The 15,883-nt window shown below is 70.5% G+C and carries 15 protein-coding genes; 2 read left to right on the forward strand and 13 right to left on the reverse strand.

Annotation, left to right across the window (positions count from 1 at the left end):
• Window positions 1–49 precede the first annotated feature (49 nt).
• The 11 genes from ACIBLC_RS10930 to ACIBLC_RS10980 all read right to left on the reverse strand — a co-directional run bounded on the left by ACIBLC_RS10930 (window position 50) and on the right by ACIBLC_RS10980 (window position 12,272).
• A complete protein-coding gene (locus ACIBLC_RS10930) occupies window positions 50–826 on the reverse strand; it encodes an alpha/beta hydrolase (protein WP_399210491.1) in 777 nt (258 codons plus the stop codon).
• Window position 827: 1 nt separating this feature from the next.
• Window positions 828–1,862 (reverse strand): LLM class flavin-dependent oxidoreductase, encoded by a 1,035-nt coding sequence (locus tag ACIBLC_RS10935; RefSeq protein ID WP_399210492.1) that lies wholly within the window; start codon window positions 1,860–1,862, stop codon window positions 828–830.
• Between the two features lie 104 nt (window positions 1,863–1,966).
• Window positions 1,967–3,700 carry an FAD-dependent oxidoreductase gene (locus tag ACIBLC_RS10940; RefSeq protein WP_399210493.1) on the reverse strand — a complete coding sequence of 578 codons (1,734 nt, stop codon included), beginning with the start codon at window positions 3,698–3,700 and terminating at the stop codon, window positions 1,967–1,969.
• A 10-nt stretch (window positions 3,701–3,710) separates the two neighbouring features.
• On the reverse strand, window positions 3,711–5,051 hold the full coding sequence (locus ACIBLC_RS10945) for an LLM class flavin-dependent oxidoreductase (protein WP_399210495.1): 1,341 nt from the start codon (window positions 5,049–5,051) through the stop codon (window positions 3,711–3,713).
• Between the two features lie 84 nt (window positions 5,052–5,135).
• The gene (locus tag ACIBLC_RS10950) at window positions 5,136–5,987 is read right to left on the reverse strand and encodes an ABC transporter ATP-binding protein (protein ID WP_399210497.1); all 852 of its coding nucleotides are present in this window, start codon (window positions 5,985–5,987) and stop codon (window positions 5,136–5,138) included.
• The gene (locus ACIBLC_RS10955; RefSeq protein ID WP_399210498.1) at window positions 5,984–6,922 is read right to left on the reverse strand and encodes an ABC transporter ATP-binding protein; all 939 of its coding nucleotides are present in this window, start codon (window positions 6,920–6,922) and stop codon (window positions 5,984–5,986) included. Before ACIBLC_RS10955 ends, ACIBLC_RS10950 begins: the two co-directional genes overlap by 4 nt.
• Window positions 6,919–7,809 carry an ABC transporter permease gene (locus tag ACIBLC_RS10960; protein ID WP_399210499.1) on the reverse strand — a complete coding sequence of 297 codons (891 nt, stop codon included), beginning with the start codon at window positions 7,807–7,809 and terminating at the stop codon, window positions 6,919–6,921. The genes ACIBLC_RS10955 and ACIBLC_RS10960 overlap by 4 nt, the downstream gene beginning before the upstream one ends.
• 2 nt (window positions 7,810–7,811) lie before the next feature.
• Window positions 7,812–8,840, reverse strand: a complete 1,029-nt coding sequence (locus tag ACIBLC_RS10965; RefSeq protein WP_399210500.1) for an ABC transporter permease — start codon at window positions 8,838–8,840, stop codon at window positions 7,812–7,814.
• A 34-nt stretch (window positions 8,841–8,874) separates the two neighbouring features.
• A complete protein-coding gene (locus ACIBLC_RS10970; RefSeq protein ID WP_399210502.1) occupies window positions 8,875–10,449 on the reverse strand; it encodes an ABC transporter substrate-binding protein in 1,575 nt (524 codons plus the stop codon).
• Between the two features lie 480 nt (window positions 10,450–10,929).
• The gene (locus tag ACIBLC_RS10975) at window positions 10,930–11,841 is read right to left on the reverse strand and encodes a DsbA family protein (protein ID WP_399210503.1); all 912 of its coding nucleotides are present in this window, start codon (window positions 11,839–11,841) and stop codon (window positions 10,930–10,932) included.
• Entirely contained in the window at window positions 11,838–12,272 is a 435-nt protein-coding gene (locus ACIBLC_RS10980) for an RrF2 family transcriptional regulator (RefSeq protein ID WP_399210504.1), read from the reverse strand. Before ACIBLC_RS10980 ends, ACIBLC_RS10975 begins: the two co-directional genes overlap by 4 nt.
• 138 nt (window positions 12,273–12,410) lie before the next feature.
• On the opposite strand from ACIBLC_RS10980, the gene ACIBLC_RS10985 reads away from it, so the two are divergent.
• On the forward strand, window positions 12,411–12,917 hold the full coding sequence (locus ACIBLC_RS10985) for a cupin domain-containing protein (protein WP_399210505.1): 507 nt from the start codon (window positions 12,411–12,413) through the stop codon (window positions 12,915–12,917).
• A gap of 61 nt (window positions 12,918–12,978) precedes the next feature.
• On the opposite strand, the gene ACIBLC_RS10990 is transcribed toward ACIBLC_RS10985, so the two are convergent.
• Window positions 12,979–13,944: a YihY/virulence factor BrkB family protein gene (locus ACIBLC_RS10990; RefSeq protein WP_399210506.1), complete on the reverse strand. Its 966-nt coding sequence runs from the start codon at window positions 13,942–13,944 to the stop codon at window positions 12,979–12,981.
• A 500-nt stretch (window positions 13,945–14,444) separates the two neighbouring features.
• Window positions 14,445–15,275, reverse strand: a complete 831-nt coding sequence (locus ACIBLC_RS10995; protein WP_399210507.1) for an SDR family NAD(P)-dependent oxidoreductase — start codon at window positions 15,273–15,275, stop codon at window positions 14,445–14,447.
• 74 nt (window positions 15,276–15,349) lie between these two features.
• Between ACIBLC_RS10995 and ACIBLC_RS11000 the strand changes: the two genes are divergently transcribed.
• A complete protein-coding gene (locus ACIBLC_RS11000; protein ID WP_399210508.1) occupies window positions 15,350–15,757 on the forward strand; it encodes a winged helix-turn-helix transcriptional regulator in 408 nt (135 codons plus the stop codon).
• Window positions 15,758–15,883: the final 126 nt, after the last annotated feature.

The following is a 15,883-nucleotide window of genomic DNA, read 5'->3' on the forward strand; positions in this document are numbered from 1 at the left end:
CGGGACCGAAGCGCCTGCCACCGCCCGCGTGCCGGACGGACGGCAGCACTCACCAGGCGCTGGATTCCACCGCGACAACCGGCACGAGCTCGTTGCGCAGCGTCTCCAGGAAGGTGATGGTCTCGGCCGCCACCGAGCGATGCTGTAGGTCGTTGAGGACGTCGTGGTGGGCGCCGCGGACGGTCGAAAGGCGGGCCCTGGTCAGCGACTTGGCCGCGCGGGCCAGCGCGTCGTGGTCCGCGAGCGGGTCGGCGTCGCCGATGAGGAGCAGCGCCGGGACTGCGGCTTCGCTCTCGTACGCGGCTGTGAGCAGGGGGCCCGGCAGGGCGTCGTTGAGTGAGCCTCGCCGAACCTGGGAGTCGTCGGTGAGGGTGCCTCGATGAGCGGGGCAGGAGGTGCGTACGTCGAGTTCGTGGTCCCACGTGCCGACGGCGGTCGCCGTGTGGCCCGGGAGACCCGCGAGGACGACGGCGTCCGGCCACCACGCGGCGGGGGGCGACGAGCCCTCCGTACGGCTGAGGAGTGCGGCGACGGCCGCGGCGCCCGAGTCGGATCCCACCAGGACGACGGGGTGGACGACACCGGCCTCGGCGGCGGTGCCCTCGACGGCCTCGGCGAGCCGCGTGCCGAGGCGGGTCAGGGAGCCGGTGAGGTCGTCGGCGTCGATGTCCGGTGCGTCGATGACCCGGACGCGGTAGGCGTCGGCGGCGAGCCGTCTGCCGAACCGGCCGTAGGTGGCCCGGGTCTCTCCTCTGCCGGGCACCACCACGACGGTGCCGCGGATACGGAGGCCCTCGGGGCCGTGGTGGTCGGTGTACTCGGTCATCTCACACTCCTGCGGGTTCTGGTTCGGGATCGCGCGCGGGCTTCCAGCCCAGGGCGGGTGCCACCTCGGTCGCGATGAGCTCAAGGGCTCGGACCGCGGCGTCGTGGTCGGGGACGGCGGGGTTGAACTGGGTGATCAGGTCGGTCGCGACCGGCAGGACCTTCTCCTGCCGGAGCGCCGCGACGATCTCGTCGGGGTGGCCGTAGAAGGAGTGGAAGCGGCGCAGCGCCTCGTCCCCGTCGAGGTCCCTGGGGAAGGCGCCGCTCTCCGCCATGCGCAGCGCCGCCCGGTGGACGTCGTCGCCGATCTGCTGGAGAGCCGTGCGTCGGTCCTTCGCCGGGAACACGAAGCGGGACAGTCCGATCCGGGGCCGCCGCGGTCGGTCCCAGGCGGCGAGGAACGCGTCTGCCCAGGGCCGCTGCACCTCGTCGGTCGGGGCGTCGAATCCGTACGCCGCCCGGTTGAGCAGGAGGTTCGAGCCGCCGCTCGCCGCATAGGCCGCCCCCTCTCCGCTGAAGACGCCCTGCCAGATCCGGTCGGTGAAGTCGGCGGCCGGCGGTTGGATACGGAAGCCGGACGTACCCACTTCCTCATTGGCCAGGGCCTGGCGAAGCACGAGGAGGTTCTCGCTGGTCAGTTCACGTTTGCGGGCCACGTCCTTGCCGAACGCGGCGTACTCCAGGCTGCTGGATCCGCTGCCCACGCCGATCTCGACGCGGCCGCCGCTGAGGGTGTCGACGGCGGAGACGTCCTCGGCGAGACGGACCGGGTCCTCCAGCGGGAGGATCGTGATGGCGGTGCCGAGCCGGATGCGGGTGGTTCTCGCCGCGGCGTGGGCGAGGAAGGTCCACGGCGAGGACAGACCGCCGCCGCCGAGGGAGACATGGTGCTGGGCCACCCAGCCGACGTCGAAGCCGAGTTCGTCGGCGACGACGAACAACTCCTGGGCGTTGCGGTAGGTGCGGGCCAGGTCGTCGCCGCGGCCTTGGACATGGGTGAGAAAGCCGAGCCTGAAACGCGGAGTCTCGGTCGTCATGGGTGGATCGCCTTTCAGGGGGTCGGCCTGCGCGGAGCTCGCGGTAACCAGAATCTGATACCTAGTCAGATCCCTTTGTACGGTGCTGAGTTCGTGCGGCACTGTCAGGTCCCGGCCGCGCCCGCGGCGACGAGGGTGCCGGTCTCCGCCTGTTGCGGACTGCCGCCCAGCACCCGGTCGAGAACGGCCGCTGCCCCTCCGTCGGGAAGCTCCGTACCTCTCCAGGCGACGTGCTGGTCGGGGCGTACGAGGACGTCCGCGGTGCCGTAGACCGTGCGGGCGGCCGGGTCGGTCAGGTGGATGACCGTGAACGGCAGGGACCGGGCGGCGGCCTCCGCGGCGAAGGCCCGCTCGACCGCCCGGTTCTCGGTGAGGACGAGCAGGGCGAAGGAGTTGCCGATGCGGTCGTGGAGCGTCCCTCCGTACGGATCGACGGGGCCGTCCGGTGCCCGGTGGCCCGGTCGCGGGTCGTCCTCGTAGCGGTCCGCGCGCCAGGGCGGCTCGGTCTCGAGCTGACCGGGGTCGTACCAGATCACCGAGGAGGCGTCGTACCGCTCGTCGAAGGTGACTCCCACGGCGTCGACATGGTCCCGGCGCAGTCGCTCACCGATCGCGGCCCGCCGCCGCGACGCCTCGGGGCTGAGATCCGCGTCGTCGGGAATGCCGTCCCGACGGATCTCCTCGAGGGTGGCCCGTGCCCGCCGCGCACGCTCCAGGGAGTGGTCGGCGATCCGCCAGTTGTGCCCGCGCCGCTCCTGGTCGTACGAGTCGAGCAGCGACTCGGGGGCCTGGCGGTCGAGCACCGCGGCCAGCTTCCAGCCGAGGTTGACGGCGTCCCCGAGGCCCTCACCGAGGTTGCCGCCGGGCGTACGGACATGGGCGGCGTCCCCGGCGAGCAGTACCCGGCCGCGGCGGAAGGTCTCGGCGATCCGAGTGGCCTCGTAGAAGGTCGTCGCCGAGACCAGTTCGAGGTCGAGGTCGAATCCGAACGCGGCACGGCCGATCTCCAGCAGCTCGCTCTCGCCGGGCTCGTACGACAGTGGGTACGGTCCGGCGTACACGCGCCACTCGCGGGTGCTCACCGCCGCCAGGAAACCGGACGCCCGGTGGTTGAAGACGAGGTTGGTGGCGCTCGGCGCCGCGCCGACGCGGCCGGAGATGTCGCCGGTACGGACGATGAGGCGCAGCCGTTTCTCAGCGGCGTGCTCGCCCTCCCGGTCGATGCCGGCCAGGCGGCGGGTGGTGCTGCCGCCACCGTCCGCGCCCAGGACGTACGCCGCGCGGACGGTGCGCCGTTCGCCGGAATCGGCGTCGGCGACCTCGGCGTCGATGCCGTCGGCGTGTTCGCGCAGTGCCCGCAGTTCCCAGCCGCCGGCCACGCCGACGTCGCGCTCCTCGAGGTGTTCGAGGAAGACCTGCTGGAGTACGGTCTGCGGCCAGCGCAGGGCTTCGCCGACCGACTGTCTGACGTCACCGTCGAACGCCGGGCGCGGCACGGGCACCAGTTCGTGTCCGACGAGGGAGGTGAGCAGTTTGATGCCCTGGTTCCACTCCGGTGGGAAGGTCCAGGCGTCGCGGACGCGCTGGAGCAGTCCCCAGCGGCGGAAGTGCTCCACCACGCGCGGGGTGTGGCCCATCGCGCCCGCCCGCACCAGGGTCGCGGTGCGGGCGCGGTCGACGACGGCGACCTCGATGCCGCGTGCGGTCAGCTCGGTCGCCGCCGCCAGGCCCACCGGACCGGCACCGACGATCAGTACGTCGACGTTCGTCGGCGGTGCGGCGAGGGGAAATCGTACGGTGTGGACGTCACGCCCACCCGTCACCGACAGTTCGCTCATGGCCCGGACCTCAGTCGTTCACGAGCTGGGGCTCGCGGGTGTGGCTGTTCGCGGGGATCGGCAGGCCCAGGTTGCCGCGCAGGGTGTCGGCCGCGTACTCGGTGCGGAACAGCCCGCGCTTCTGGAGGAGCGGGACGACGCCGTCGACGAAGAGTTCGAGGTCGTCGGTGGTGCGGAAGGCGAGGTTGATGCCGTCGAGGGTGCCTGCCCTGAACCACTGCTCGATGCTGTCGGCGACGGTCTCCGGCGCCCCGACGAACGGTGACTGGCGGAACGCCGAGAGGGAGTCGGCGACCTGACGCAGGGACAGGTTCTCCTGCTTGGCCCGCTCGATGATCTTCGCGGCGCCCGTCCGGCCGCCCTTCTCCGCGAGGTGGGCGACGTCCGGGAAGGGCGCGTCCAGGTCGTGTCGGCTGAAGTCGTAGGCACCGAAGGCGCGGCCGAGGAGCGCGAGGTTGCGTCCGAAGTCGTTGTCCTCCTCGAAGATCTCCCGCTCACGGCGCCGGGCGGCCTCGTCGGTGGCGGCGACGACCGGGCCGCCGTGGATGAAGATCTTGATGTGCTCGGGGTCTCGCCCGTACGCGGCGGTGCGCCGCTTGATGTCGGCGTAGTACTCCTGCGCCTGCTCCAGTGAGCCGCCCGGCGTGTAGATGCCCTCGGCGACCCGCGCGGCGAGATCGCGGCCCTCCTCGGAGACGCCGGCCTGGAAGATCACCGGCTGGCCCTGGGGCGAGCGGGAGAGGTTGAGCGGTCCGGCGATCTTGAAGTGCTCCCCCTCGTGGTCGAGGGCGTGCAGCTTGTCCGGGTCCAGGAAGAGGTTGCGGTCCACGTCGGCCGGAAAGGCGTCGTCCTCGTAGGAGTCCCACAGCCCGCGGGCGACCTGGACGAACTCCAGGGCGCGGCCGTAACGGGTGGCGTAGTCGAGGTGCTCGTCGAGCCCGAAGTTCCTGGACGTGCCGGTGTCGAAGCTGGTGACGACGTTCCAGCCGGCCCGGCCGCCGCTGATGTGGTCGAGGGAGGCGAACCGGCGGGCGAGGTTGAAGGGCGAGTTGTACGTCGAACTCGCCGTGCCGACCAGGCCGATGTGCTTGGTGTGGGTGGCGACCGCCGAGAGCAGGGTGAGGGGCTCCAGCCGGTTGAGATAGTGCGCCGGGTAGGTGGAGTTGATGAACTGGCTGTCGACGACGAACAGCGCGTCGAAGAGCGCGTGCTCGGCCGCCTGAGCCTGCTGGATGTAGTAGTTGATGTCGATGCTGGCGTTCTTCGCGACGCGCGGGTCCTTCCACAGACCGTGCTGGCCGGGGCCGCCGACTCCGTACGGGTGCAGCGCGAGGTGGATCGTGCGGGACATGGGTGTTCCTCTCGGTGGTGTGCTCAGGCGATTCGGGAGTGTGCTCGGGCCTCGGAGGTGAGCTCAGGCGTTTCGGTGGTGGGCTCAGGCGTTCAGCAGGGCGCGCAGGGCTTCGCGCTCGGCACGGCCGACGGGGCTCGTACGCAGGGTGGGCGCGGAGCTGACGAGCAGCCGGGTGTAGACGTGCTGCGGGCGGGTGATGACGTCACGGGCGGCGCCGACCTCGACGAGCTCGCCCTGGTAGAGGACGGCGATGCGGTCGGCGGTGCCGGCGATGGACCCGAGGTCGTGGGAGATGAACACGAGGGCCACTCCATCGGCGCGGAGTTCCTTGAGGATCTCCAGGACCTGGACGCGGTTGGCGGAGTCCAGGGCACTGACCGGCTCGTCGAGGATGACGAGCTGCGGTTCGGTGACCAGCGCCCGGGCCACCGCGACGCGCTGGCGCTGTCCGCCGGAGAGTTCCCCGGGCAGCCGGTCGAGCAGGTCCGCGGTGAGGCGGACGCGGTCGAGGAACGAACGGGCCCGGGCCGTCGCCTCCTGGCGCGGAACGCCCTGGACGAGCAGCGGTTCGGTCAGTGAGTCCTCGATGGTGAGGTCGGGGTCGAGGCTGCGCAGCGGGTCCTGGAAGACGTACTGGATCACGCCGCGGCGGCGCAGGCCGCGCCACTGACGGTGGCGGTACGCGCTGACGTCCTCGCCGCCGACGCGGATCGAGCCCGCCGAGGCCGGCACCAGGCCGAGGACGGCGCGGGCGAGGGTGGACTTTCCCGAGCCCGTCTCGCCGATGACTCCGATGGTCTCGCCGGGTTCGACGCTCAACGAGACGCCGTGCAGGGCCCGGCGGCGCCTGCGGCCGAGACCGTAGTGCACTTCGAGGCCGGTGATGTCCAGGACCGGGCCGGTGGCCGGCGTTCTGGTCCGCTCGGTGGTCACGACGCCTCCTGCGGTGCGAGGAACTTCTCCAGGCCGTACTGGTCGTGCTCGGCGATGAGCAGCCGGGTGTACTCGTGGCGGGGGGCGTGCAGCACCTCCCGTGTCGGGCCTTGTTCCACCACGTGTCCCTGGTGCATCACGAGGACCTCGTCACAGAGTTGGGCGACGACGGCCAGGTCGTGGGAGACGACGACGAGTGCGAGACCGATGCGCTCGCGGAGTTCGGCGAGCAGATCGAGGATCTCGGCCTGCACGGTGACGTCGAGTGCCGTGGTGGCCTCGTCGGCGATCAGGATGCGCGGTTCGGCGGCGATCGCGGCCGCGATCAGGACGCGCTGGAGCATGCCTCCCGAGAGTTCGTAGGTGTACTGGCCGTAGACCAGTTCGGGGTCACGGAGCTGCACCGCCCGCAGCAGCTCCGCCGCACGGTGGCGGGCGGCGCGCCGTTTCAGGCCCTGCTTGGCCCGGATGACCTCGGCGATCTGGGTGCCCACGCGGATCGAGGGGTTGAGGTAGGACGCCGGGTCCTGGAAGACGGCGCTGATGGTGGAACCCCGCAACTCCGTCCACTGACGGGGTGTCAGCGTCGCGATGTCGGTGCCGGTGATCTCGACGGAGCCGCCGGAGACCTCGAAGTGGGCGGGCAGGATGCCGAGTGCGGCCCGGCAGGTGAGGGTCTTGCCGCTGCCGGACTCGCCGACGATGCCGACCGTCCTGCCGGGCGTGAGCTCGAAGCTCACCCCGTGGACGATCTCCCGGTCGGTCACCGGGTCGCTGATGCGGACGTCTCGCAGGGCGAGCACCGGCGCGACCGGCGGATCGTCCTGGGCGGCTGCCTCGGCGCGCCGGGTGCGCTCGGGAGCGGTGTTCTGAGTGCGCTCAGGCGCGGTGTTCTGGGCGCGCTCAGGCGCGGTGTTCTGCGACAGCGTGGTCATCGGGCACCTCCGGCGGAGACGGGGTCGGCCTTGTCGAGGCGGTTGGCGCGCGCCTTGCGGGTGTTGAGCAACGCGCGGCCCGCCTCGCCGGAGACGTCGCGAATCGCGTCGGCGAGCACGTTGCTGGCCCAGACCGTGATCATGATCAGCAGAGCGGGTGCCAGCGGCGCCCACGGCTGGTAGTTGAGGTAGCCGAGGTCCGAGGCGAGCAGCCCTCCCCAGGTGGGCGCCGGGGGCTGGACCCCGATGCCGAGGAACGTGAGGCTGGAGACGATCACGAAGCCGACGCCGATGGTCTGGGCGAGCGCGACCGCGATCGGCGGCAGCACTTTGGCCCAGACGTGACGGCGTACGACCCAGCCGATGGACGCGCCCGAGATGAGCGCGGCCTCCACGTACGGGGAAGGTGCGACGGCCAGGGTGGCGGCGCGGGACACCCGGTAGAAGAGCGGTGAGACCAGGGCGCCCGTGACGAGCATGGCCTGGGTGATGCCGTTGCCGAGCAGCGCGATCACGGCGACCGCGAACAGCAGGAACGGCAGGGCGACCAGGGTGTCGGCGAGTCGCAGGGTGAGCCACTCGAAGACACGGCCGAGGTAGACCGACAGGATGCCGGGGACCGCGCCGACGACCAGCGCCATCAGCGCGACCTCGAGCGATCCGAGCACGCTGACGCGGGAGCCGTCCAGGAGACGGCTGAACACGTCACGGCCGAGGTAGTCCGTGCCGAGCCAGTGGGCGCCCGAGGCGGCGGCGAGCGTGTTGTCGCTGGTGGCCAGGGGGTTCTGCGGAGCGAGCCAGGGGCCGAAGAGCGCGAGCAGTGCGATGACGGCGAGGATGGCGACGGCGATCCGTCCGGACGTGAGCGCGAGGACGCGGCGCACCATGGTCACACCCCTCGTTGGGATGCCGGCGTAACGCGTGCCAGCACCAGGTTGACGATCAGGTTGAAGGCGACGACCAGGACGATCGAGACCACGAGCACGCCCTGTACGGCGGGTACGTCGCCTGCCTGGGCGGAGTCGTTGGCGAACCTGCCGAAGCCCTGGAGGCCGAAGATCCACTCCGTGACGACGGAGGCACCGACCAGCGTGGGGAACTTCAGGCCGAGCGTGGCGAGCGCGGGCCCGAGGCCGTTGCGCAGCACGTGGCCGAAGAAGATCCGGCGAGGGCTCAGTCCCCGTACCACCGCGCCGGTCACGTAGTTCTCGCGGTAGGCCGCGACGAGACTGCCGCGCAGTTGGCGGGCGACATCCGCGATGACGTCGAAGCTCAGGGCGAGCGCGGGCAGGGTGATGTGCGCGAGCCACGGCCCGACTCCCTGCTCCGCCGGAACGTACCCGGCGGCCGGGAAGACGTGGAATCCGACCGCGAGGACCGCGACGAGCACGATACCGACGACGAAGGCCGGCATCACCGAGATCACGGTGACGAATCCCGTGATGGCGCGGTCGATGGCGGTGGTGCGCTTCAGGGCGGCCACCGTGCCCAGGACGAAGCCCACGATCACGCCGATGACGAGCGCGAACGTCGCCACCGACAGGCTCACGCCCAGGCCGAGGCCGATGAGCGTGGAGATGTCGGCGCCGTTGGTCCAACTGGTGCCGAGCTGTCCGTGCAGGATGCCGGTGAACCAGTCCCAGTACTGGGTCAGGAAGGGCTTGTCCAGGCCCCACTGTGCCTCGACCCGTGCGATTGCCTCGGGAGTCGCCTCCTCGCCCAGCTGGATCCGCGCCGGGCTGAGCCCGCTCAGCGACCGCAGCGCGAACGTCACGAACGTCGCGACCAGGAAGACGGGCACGAAGATCGCGATCGACCGGGCGAGGGTGACCAGGACGCGGCCCAGCGTGTGCCGCGCCCTGGTCATGGCGACCCCGCGACGGCGGGCGGGCGTGGCCTGTTCCGCGGTCGTCGTCATGGGTTGCCCCCTCTCTGTCTGTAGTGGATGGAGGTCAGTTGGCGCCGAAGATGGTCACTCCGGTCCAGTCGATGTGGGCAGGGTTCTTCGGCAGGCCGGAGATCGACTTGCTCTTGGCGATGAGGTTCGGCTGGGAGTAGGTGAAGACCAGGGCCTTGCTCTCCAGGCCGGCCCGGGTGGCGGCCTGGAGGACGTCCGCGTAGTCCGGGGAGTCCAGCGGGGTCTGACGGACCTTGGCGATGGCGGCCTCGAAACCGTCCGGCTCGTACGGGGAGCTGAGGTTCAGCGGGCCGTTGGGGCCGAAGTGTGCGGTGAGCGTCTGCGCGGCGGAGTCCCGGCCCGTGGTCCCGTAGAGGGAGAACGTCAGGTCCTTGGCGAAGAACGGGGTGGCCCAGTTCTTGTCGATCTTGATGTTGACCGTGATGCCGACCTCGGCCAGCTGCGACTGGACGATCTCGGCCTGCGGGTCTTCCGCGGGGATGACCAGGTCGAGCTTGATCTCGCCGGACTTGTAGCCCGCCTCGGTGAGGAGTTCCTTCGACTTGGCCGGGTCGTAGGCGTAGTCGTTCTCCGACTCGGGGTCGTAGGCCACGTAACCCTTGGGGAAGGGCTGGTTGGTCGTCTCGCCGTAGCCGAAGGTCAGTTTGTCGACGAACTCCTGACGGTCGATCGCGTAACGGACGGCGTCGACGACCTTGTCGTTGTCGAACGGCGCCTTGTTGATGTTCAGGCTGATGTTCGAGGCGTTGAAGCCGGGCTGGACGAAGACGTCGAGACCCGCCTTCTTGGCGGCGGCCGCCTGGCTGGGGTCGATGTCCGCGAAGTTGTAGACGCCGGTCTGGAGGCCGGAGACGATCGTGGAGGCGTCAGGTGCCGAGGTGAGTTCCACGTTGTCGATGTGGATGTTCTTCGCGTCCCAGTAGTCCGGGTTCTTCTTCAGCAGCACTTTGGTGCCCGGCACCAACTGCGTGACGGTGAACGGCCCCGCGCCGACCGGGGACTGGTCGAGCTTCTCCGGGGACTTGGCGGCCTTGGGGCTGGCGATCTGGAGGACGCGCTCACCGAGCAGCTGCGGGATCTGGTAGTCGACCTGGCTGAGGTGGATGACGGCGTCAAGGCCGCTGGCCTCCACCGACTTGATCGAGGTCAGGTCGCCGAAGAGCGCGGAGTTCTTCTGCTCCTTGGCCCGGTCGATGGCCGCCTTGACGGCGGCCGCGTCGACCGGTTCGCCGTCGCTGAACTTCAGGTTGGGGCGCAGGTGGAAGGTGATCTCGTCACCCCTGTCGTTGTACTTCCAGCTCTTGGCGAGGTCCGGGACGGCCTTGCCGCTCTCGTCCGTGCGCGTCAACGACGCGTACACCAGGGCGAGTTCGCGGAACTGGGCGCCGCTGCCGCCGACCACCGGGTCCCAGTGGGTCGGGAAGTAGGAGGAGGTCCACTTCAGCGTGGCGCTGCCGTTCGCGGTGGAGGCCTCACCGGCGCAGGCGCTCAGGGCGGGGACGAGCACGGTGACGAGTGCGGTTCCGAGGGCGGCAACGCGCAGGCGGCCGGCCCCTCGGGCGGATCGGAGGTCCAGTCTGGGGCGGCGGGGCGTGAGTCGTCCGGACATCTCATTCTTTCTTTGACGGCCCGAACCCGAACCTGTGCCGTACGGCAGGGACTGGGCGCGGAAGCTGGACCTGCCCGCGCCTGCCGCCGGCTCAGCCATGAGCGGGCGTGACGACGCGGGCTTCGGTGCACGCGTCGGGCACGCCACGCTCAGGGCATGGGGTGTCGGCAGATTCGCGGGGCGGACCGGGATGCGGAGAGGAGAAGAGGAAGCGACGGGGCGCGGAGGTGGCGCGGGCGACGGGCGCGGCTCAGCGAAGCGGCGGGAGGCCGGTGCTGCCGGGAGCCGTCAGGCGCCGGTGGGCCGTGGCCGGCCGGCGGTCAGCGACAGAGGGCGCTGGAGGTGCGCCGCAGATCAACGTAGCGGCACTCCACGCCGGGGTGCGTCGTGAGCATGCTGCACATCCTGGGGGCAGCTGTCGGCGACTGTCAATGGACACCAATTGGTGTCTCATTCGGCGGGACGGCGCCTGACCGCAGATCAGAGCCCCGCGTCCGCTTGTGGGATGACCGCCGGGTGCACGGCCGCCTCCTGGGGATGCAGCCACAGGGGGCCGTTGCCGGTGTCGATCCGGACCGCGTACGGCGGCCAGGTGCCCTCCGCCAGCAGTCGCCGTTCCGGCTCGGTCAGGCTCCGGTGGCGCTCCAGTGCCACTGCCGACGGGAGCGGCCCGGGGTCTTTCACGAGTCCCGGGCAGAGCTCGTCCACAGCCGCCGCGTACGCCTCGTAGGGCCGTCGGCCGGGCACCGCCCGGTGCTCGGCGCCGGCGCGGAAAAGCAGGGTCGGCAGGGCGTAGCGGTGCCCGCCGTCGTCGGTTTCCTTGGCCGCTCCGGGATGCGCTGAACCGCCCTGCACGGACAGCACTTCGGGGACCGGACGACGAGCTTCCGCACGGTCGGCGCGGACCCGCTCCAGTACGTCTTCGGACGCGGCGTCCGCAGCCAGCCGCCGCGGGTCCAGACCCGGCACGCCGCGCGCGGCGGACAGTGCCAGTGCGGTGGTGTCCGCCGGTTCGCCGAGCACGAAGGCGGTTTCCCGCAGCCGCCGCAGCACGCGTTCGGCCACCTCGGCGCCCTGGAGTTCCGCGGCCTTGGCGACGAGCGAGGCGGGCCAGGAGCTGGCCGCCACCCGGTCCAGCCGGACGGCGCGCGGGGCCTCGGTGTGCGCGCTGATCTCCGCCACGTAGCGCGAGTACCAGGCCGTTTCGGCCGCGGGGTCCGGCGCGGGGTCGTCGTCGTGATCGAAGAGGATGGCGTACGCCCGCCGCCAGCGGACCCGGTCGGCCAGCGCCGCTCGCAGCTTCCTGAAAACGGGTTCCGATCCCCAGGCCCAGGGGCACAACGGGTCGGTGTACTCGACCACTTCCAGCACGGCTGCCGGGGGGCGCGTCACGCGGCGCCGATCCTCGGACGCCGTTCGACCGCGTCGGCGGGCAGCAGGGAGGCCAGGGTCAGGCCGCCCAGGACGGCCGCGGCACCCGCCTCGACCTGCCGCCACACCCCGGGCATCGCTCCCGCGGGACCGGGGTAGTCGAGCCCGGACAGCGACTCGCCACGCAGAGTGATGACCTCGCCGTCGATGGCGCGCACGACATCCAGCAGGGTGATTTCCTCGGGGGGCCTGCCGAGCCAGTAGCCGCCCTCGCAGCCGCGCTGGCTGCGCACCAGGCCCGCCTTGCGCAACTCGCCCACCACGGACTTCAGGAACCGGAACGGGATCTCCTGCGAGGAAGCGATGACCTCACAGGTAAGCGGACGCTCCGGCTCACAGGCGAGCTCCAGAAGGGCCCGTGTGGCGTAGTCCGCCTTCGCGGAGATATGCATGCCCACATCATGCCCGACAGTCCGGCTCCGGGGCGGGCATCCACCGGATCACCGCATGCGTTGCGGGAACATTGCCGCAGATGAAGGCTAATGGACACCTCTTGACATCCTTTCTGGCGCCGCCCTAGCGTCCCCGCCATGAGCGAGCCGTTGACGACCCCCGGTGAGGGCTTCCATCCCCACCTCCACACCACCCAGGGCGACCTGAAGGCACCCCTGCGTGCCCGGCTGCACCACATCCGCGCGGACTCCCTGGACGGTGACACGGCGCAGACCGGCGGCATGCGCAGGTTCGCCGCCGTCAGCGGAAGGACCGTCGGATCCGAGAAGCTGTGGATGGGCCAGACCCACGTGGCTCCCGCGACCTCCTCCTCCGACCACCACCACGGCGAGTCGGAGACCGCCATCTACGTGGTCGGCGGACATCCCGAGTTCGTCTTCGTCGACGACTCGGGCGACGAGCCGGAGGAGGTACGGCTGCGTACCTCTCCCGGCGACTACATCTTCGTACCGCCGTTCGTCCCGCACCGGGAGGAGAACCCCGACCCCACCGACGAAGCAGTGGTCGTCATCGCCCGCAGCACCCAGGAGGCGATCGTGGTGAACCTCCCCCGGTTGTACGCCCTTCAGGTCGCCGAGGACTGACGGCGAATCCCGCGAGCTCAGCGGTCTCGTTTCCGCGGGGCGCGTGCCGACAGCCGCCGGGTCACGGACCCGGTCCGGGGTCCGGCTTCACGGCGTCGGTGATTCCCGCCCGGGCCGCCTCGAGCTGGGCGGCGAAGGCTATGCCGAGGAACAGCGTCACGCCGGTGAGGTTGGCCCACAGCAACAGGGCGACGAAGGCCGTCAGCGGTCCGTACACGGCGCCGAACGAGCCGCTCTTGGCGACGTACAGCGCCAGCAGCCACGTGGCAAGGATCCACAGCACCAGGTGGACGGCCGAGCCGAACGCCAGCCAGGTGTAGCCGGGTTGGTCCCGGCGCGGAGCCCAGCGGAAGATCACCGCCGAGCCGATCCAGGCCAGCGCCACGCCCAGGGGCACGTTGAGGAATTTCCACCAGTCGAGCAGGTCCGGGGACAGGCCGAAGGTCTCCCCCACCGCGTCTCCGACCGCGTCCCCCGCGACGAGCACGAGGAACCCGAGGACCATCGGCATGCCCGCGGCCAGAGCGAGGAGCAGGGACCGCCCGTACTTGGCGAGGAAGGGCCGGTCGCGTTCGATGCCGTAGATGCGGTTGGCGCCTCGCTCGACCTGGGCCATCGCCGAGGCGAGGTTGAGTACGGCGAACACCAGGCCCAGCCACATGGCGACGGCGTTCCAGATACCGGAACCGGCGCTGCGTTCGGTGCCGTCCAGGGCTTCCTCGACCAGGCCCGAGCTGGCACCCGGCACGATGTGACCCAGGGTGAGCTCGATGATCCGGCCCACGCTCTCCGTGTGGACCGTGGTCGCCACTCCGACCAGCGCGATGGTGAACGGCACCATGCCCAGGACCACTTGGAACGCGAGCGAGCGGGAGTTGGTGAACCCGTCGGCATAGCGGAACCGGGCGAACGCGTCGAGAAGCAGCCTGCGCCCTCCGTAGTGCCTGAGCGCGGTGAGCGCCTCGTCTCCGGAGAGTTCGTCCCCGATCATGTCCCGAGTCTGCGGAACGTGCACAGTGGTCCCCATGGCGAGCGTCTCCCCTCCTGTCGTACGTACAGCGTGCGCCTGCGGAGCCGCCCACCGGGCAGCGTGCCCGGACCCACCTTCTTGCCGGTCACGCGCACATCAGTCACCCCGGGCGCGGATGGGCCGAGCACCCTGGTTTCCGGCCCATCCGCTCGTGACCGGGCGGTAGCGCACGCTCACCGCGGCCGAGGGATCATCGCCCGTGAGCAGCTCAAGCCGGACGGAGGCGCCGCCGGCGTTGTCGAACAGACGGATTCCGTCGCCGAGCGGCACCGGCTCGATGTGCAGATCGATCTCGTCGACCAGTCGTGTGCGGGGTCTTCGGTGTGGACATGATCGGCCCTCTCGTCGGTCACACGATAATCCAGTCCTCAACCGTCACCGGCGACGCCCGCTCCGCCGCCAAGACCGTGATGTCGCCAGATCGGGTGCGGCTCCCGAGTTGAGGGGGCCGTACCCGTGGTTGCGCCGGGCCCGGGGGCCGGACTCATCACGACGTGTCAGTGACCGCGGAGGAGTTCTTCGGTATAGGCGGCCAGGCGTGCGGCGTCTTCGGGGTTGAGTGTTCTCAAGTTCTTCTCGACGGGCTTGCCCCGGTCTATCGCGGAGAGCGGTTCCGTAGGCGGCTGATCGATCCACTGGATGATCGGCTGGACCGCTTCGGCCACCGGGCGGGCGAAGAACTTCGCGAGCAGCTCGACCGAGCCACGGACCAGGGGGTTTCGCAGGCTGCCGGTCCCACTGCGGGTGAATCCGGGGTGGTAGAGAACGTAACGCGCCTTGCTGACTGCCTGGTTGGCGAACGCGACGCCGAGCAGGTCGTTCGCCCGGCCGGCCTGGAGCTGGGCGCGCACCTGGCCGTAGCGGCGTGTCAGCTGGGGGTCCTCCCAGAGGATTCGGCCCGTGGTGGTTCCGACACCGGCCACGTTGACGATCACGGGGTCGGTGCCCGCGTCCAACAGGGGGCGCAACCGGTGGCTGAGCAGATAGCGGCTCACGTAGTAGAGGGCGAACGTGGACTCCAGTCCTTCCGCGGTCTCCCTGCGCTTCGGGCTCACCCGGTTCGCGAACAACGCCAACGCGTCGATGCTGTCGTGCTCCTCGGCGATGCGGGCCACGACCCGTTCGGTCTCGGCGACCGAGGACAGGTCCGCCCGCAGGAATCGCAGGTCCGGGTTCGCGGCATCGTCGAGCATCGCGCGCCCCTTGGCCTCACTGCTGCCGATCACGGTGACGTGGTCACCTTTCGCCAGCCGCGCCAGGGCGGTCGCACGGCCCATGCCGTCGGTACCGCCACTGATGATCACGGTCTTCGCTGGTTGGCCCGGCACGGTGTCCTCCATAAGCTCGGCATCGACCGGTCCATCGTGGGCCGCGGGGTCGGATGCTGAAAGAAGGCACTTTTATGTCCGGTACGCACACCCGTGTTCCCTCGGTGCTGGCTCACGAACTGCCGCGCCCGGTACCGGAGGACGAGCTCGCGGCCTGCCCGGTCGGTCACGTGATCCAGCGCCTGGGCGACAAATGGAGCATGCTCCTGGTGATCCTCCTCGGCGGCCGCCCACATCGGTACAACGAGTTGCACCGCGCCGTCGAGGGCATCAGCCAGCGGATGCTGACCCGCACACTGCGCGGTCTGGAGACCGACGGGCTGGTCCGACGCGAGGTGCACCCGACCGTGCCGCCCGGCGTCGAGTACAGCCTGACCGCACTCGGACGCACACTCCTCGAACCGCTGTCGGCCCTGGCCGACTGGGCGGTGCTCCACGAGGCGGAGATGCAAGAGGCACGGTCCGGCCAGGCCGGCGCCTGAAACGGCCGCGGAAGGATGAAGTGTCTGTCCAGGAGCACGGTTGAGGTGGCCGGGGTCCTTCGTGCGGGATTGTTCGGAGCAAGGGACACAAGTTCGGTACGGCGACTACGCGTTGCGGCTGAGCGG

This window comes from Streptomyces sp. NPDC050535 (genome assembly GCF_044457665.1).
Classification (GTDB): domain Bacteria; phylum Actinomycetota; class Actinomycetes; order Streptomycetales; family Streptomycetaceae; genus Streptomyces.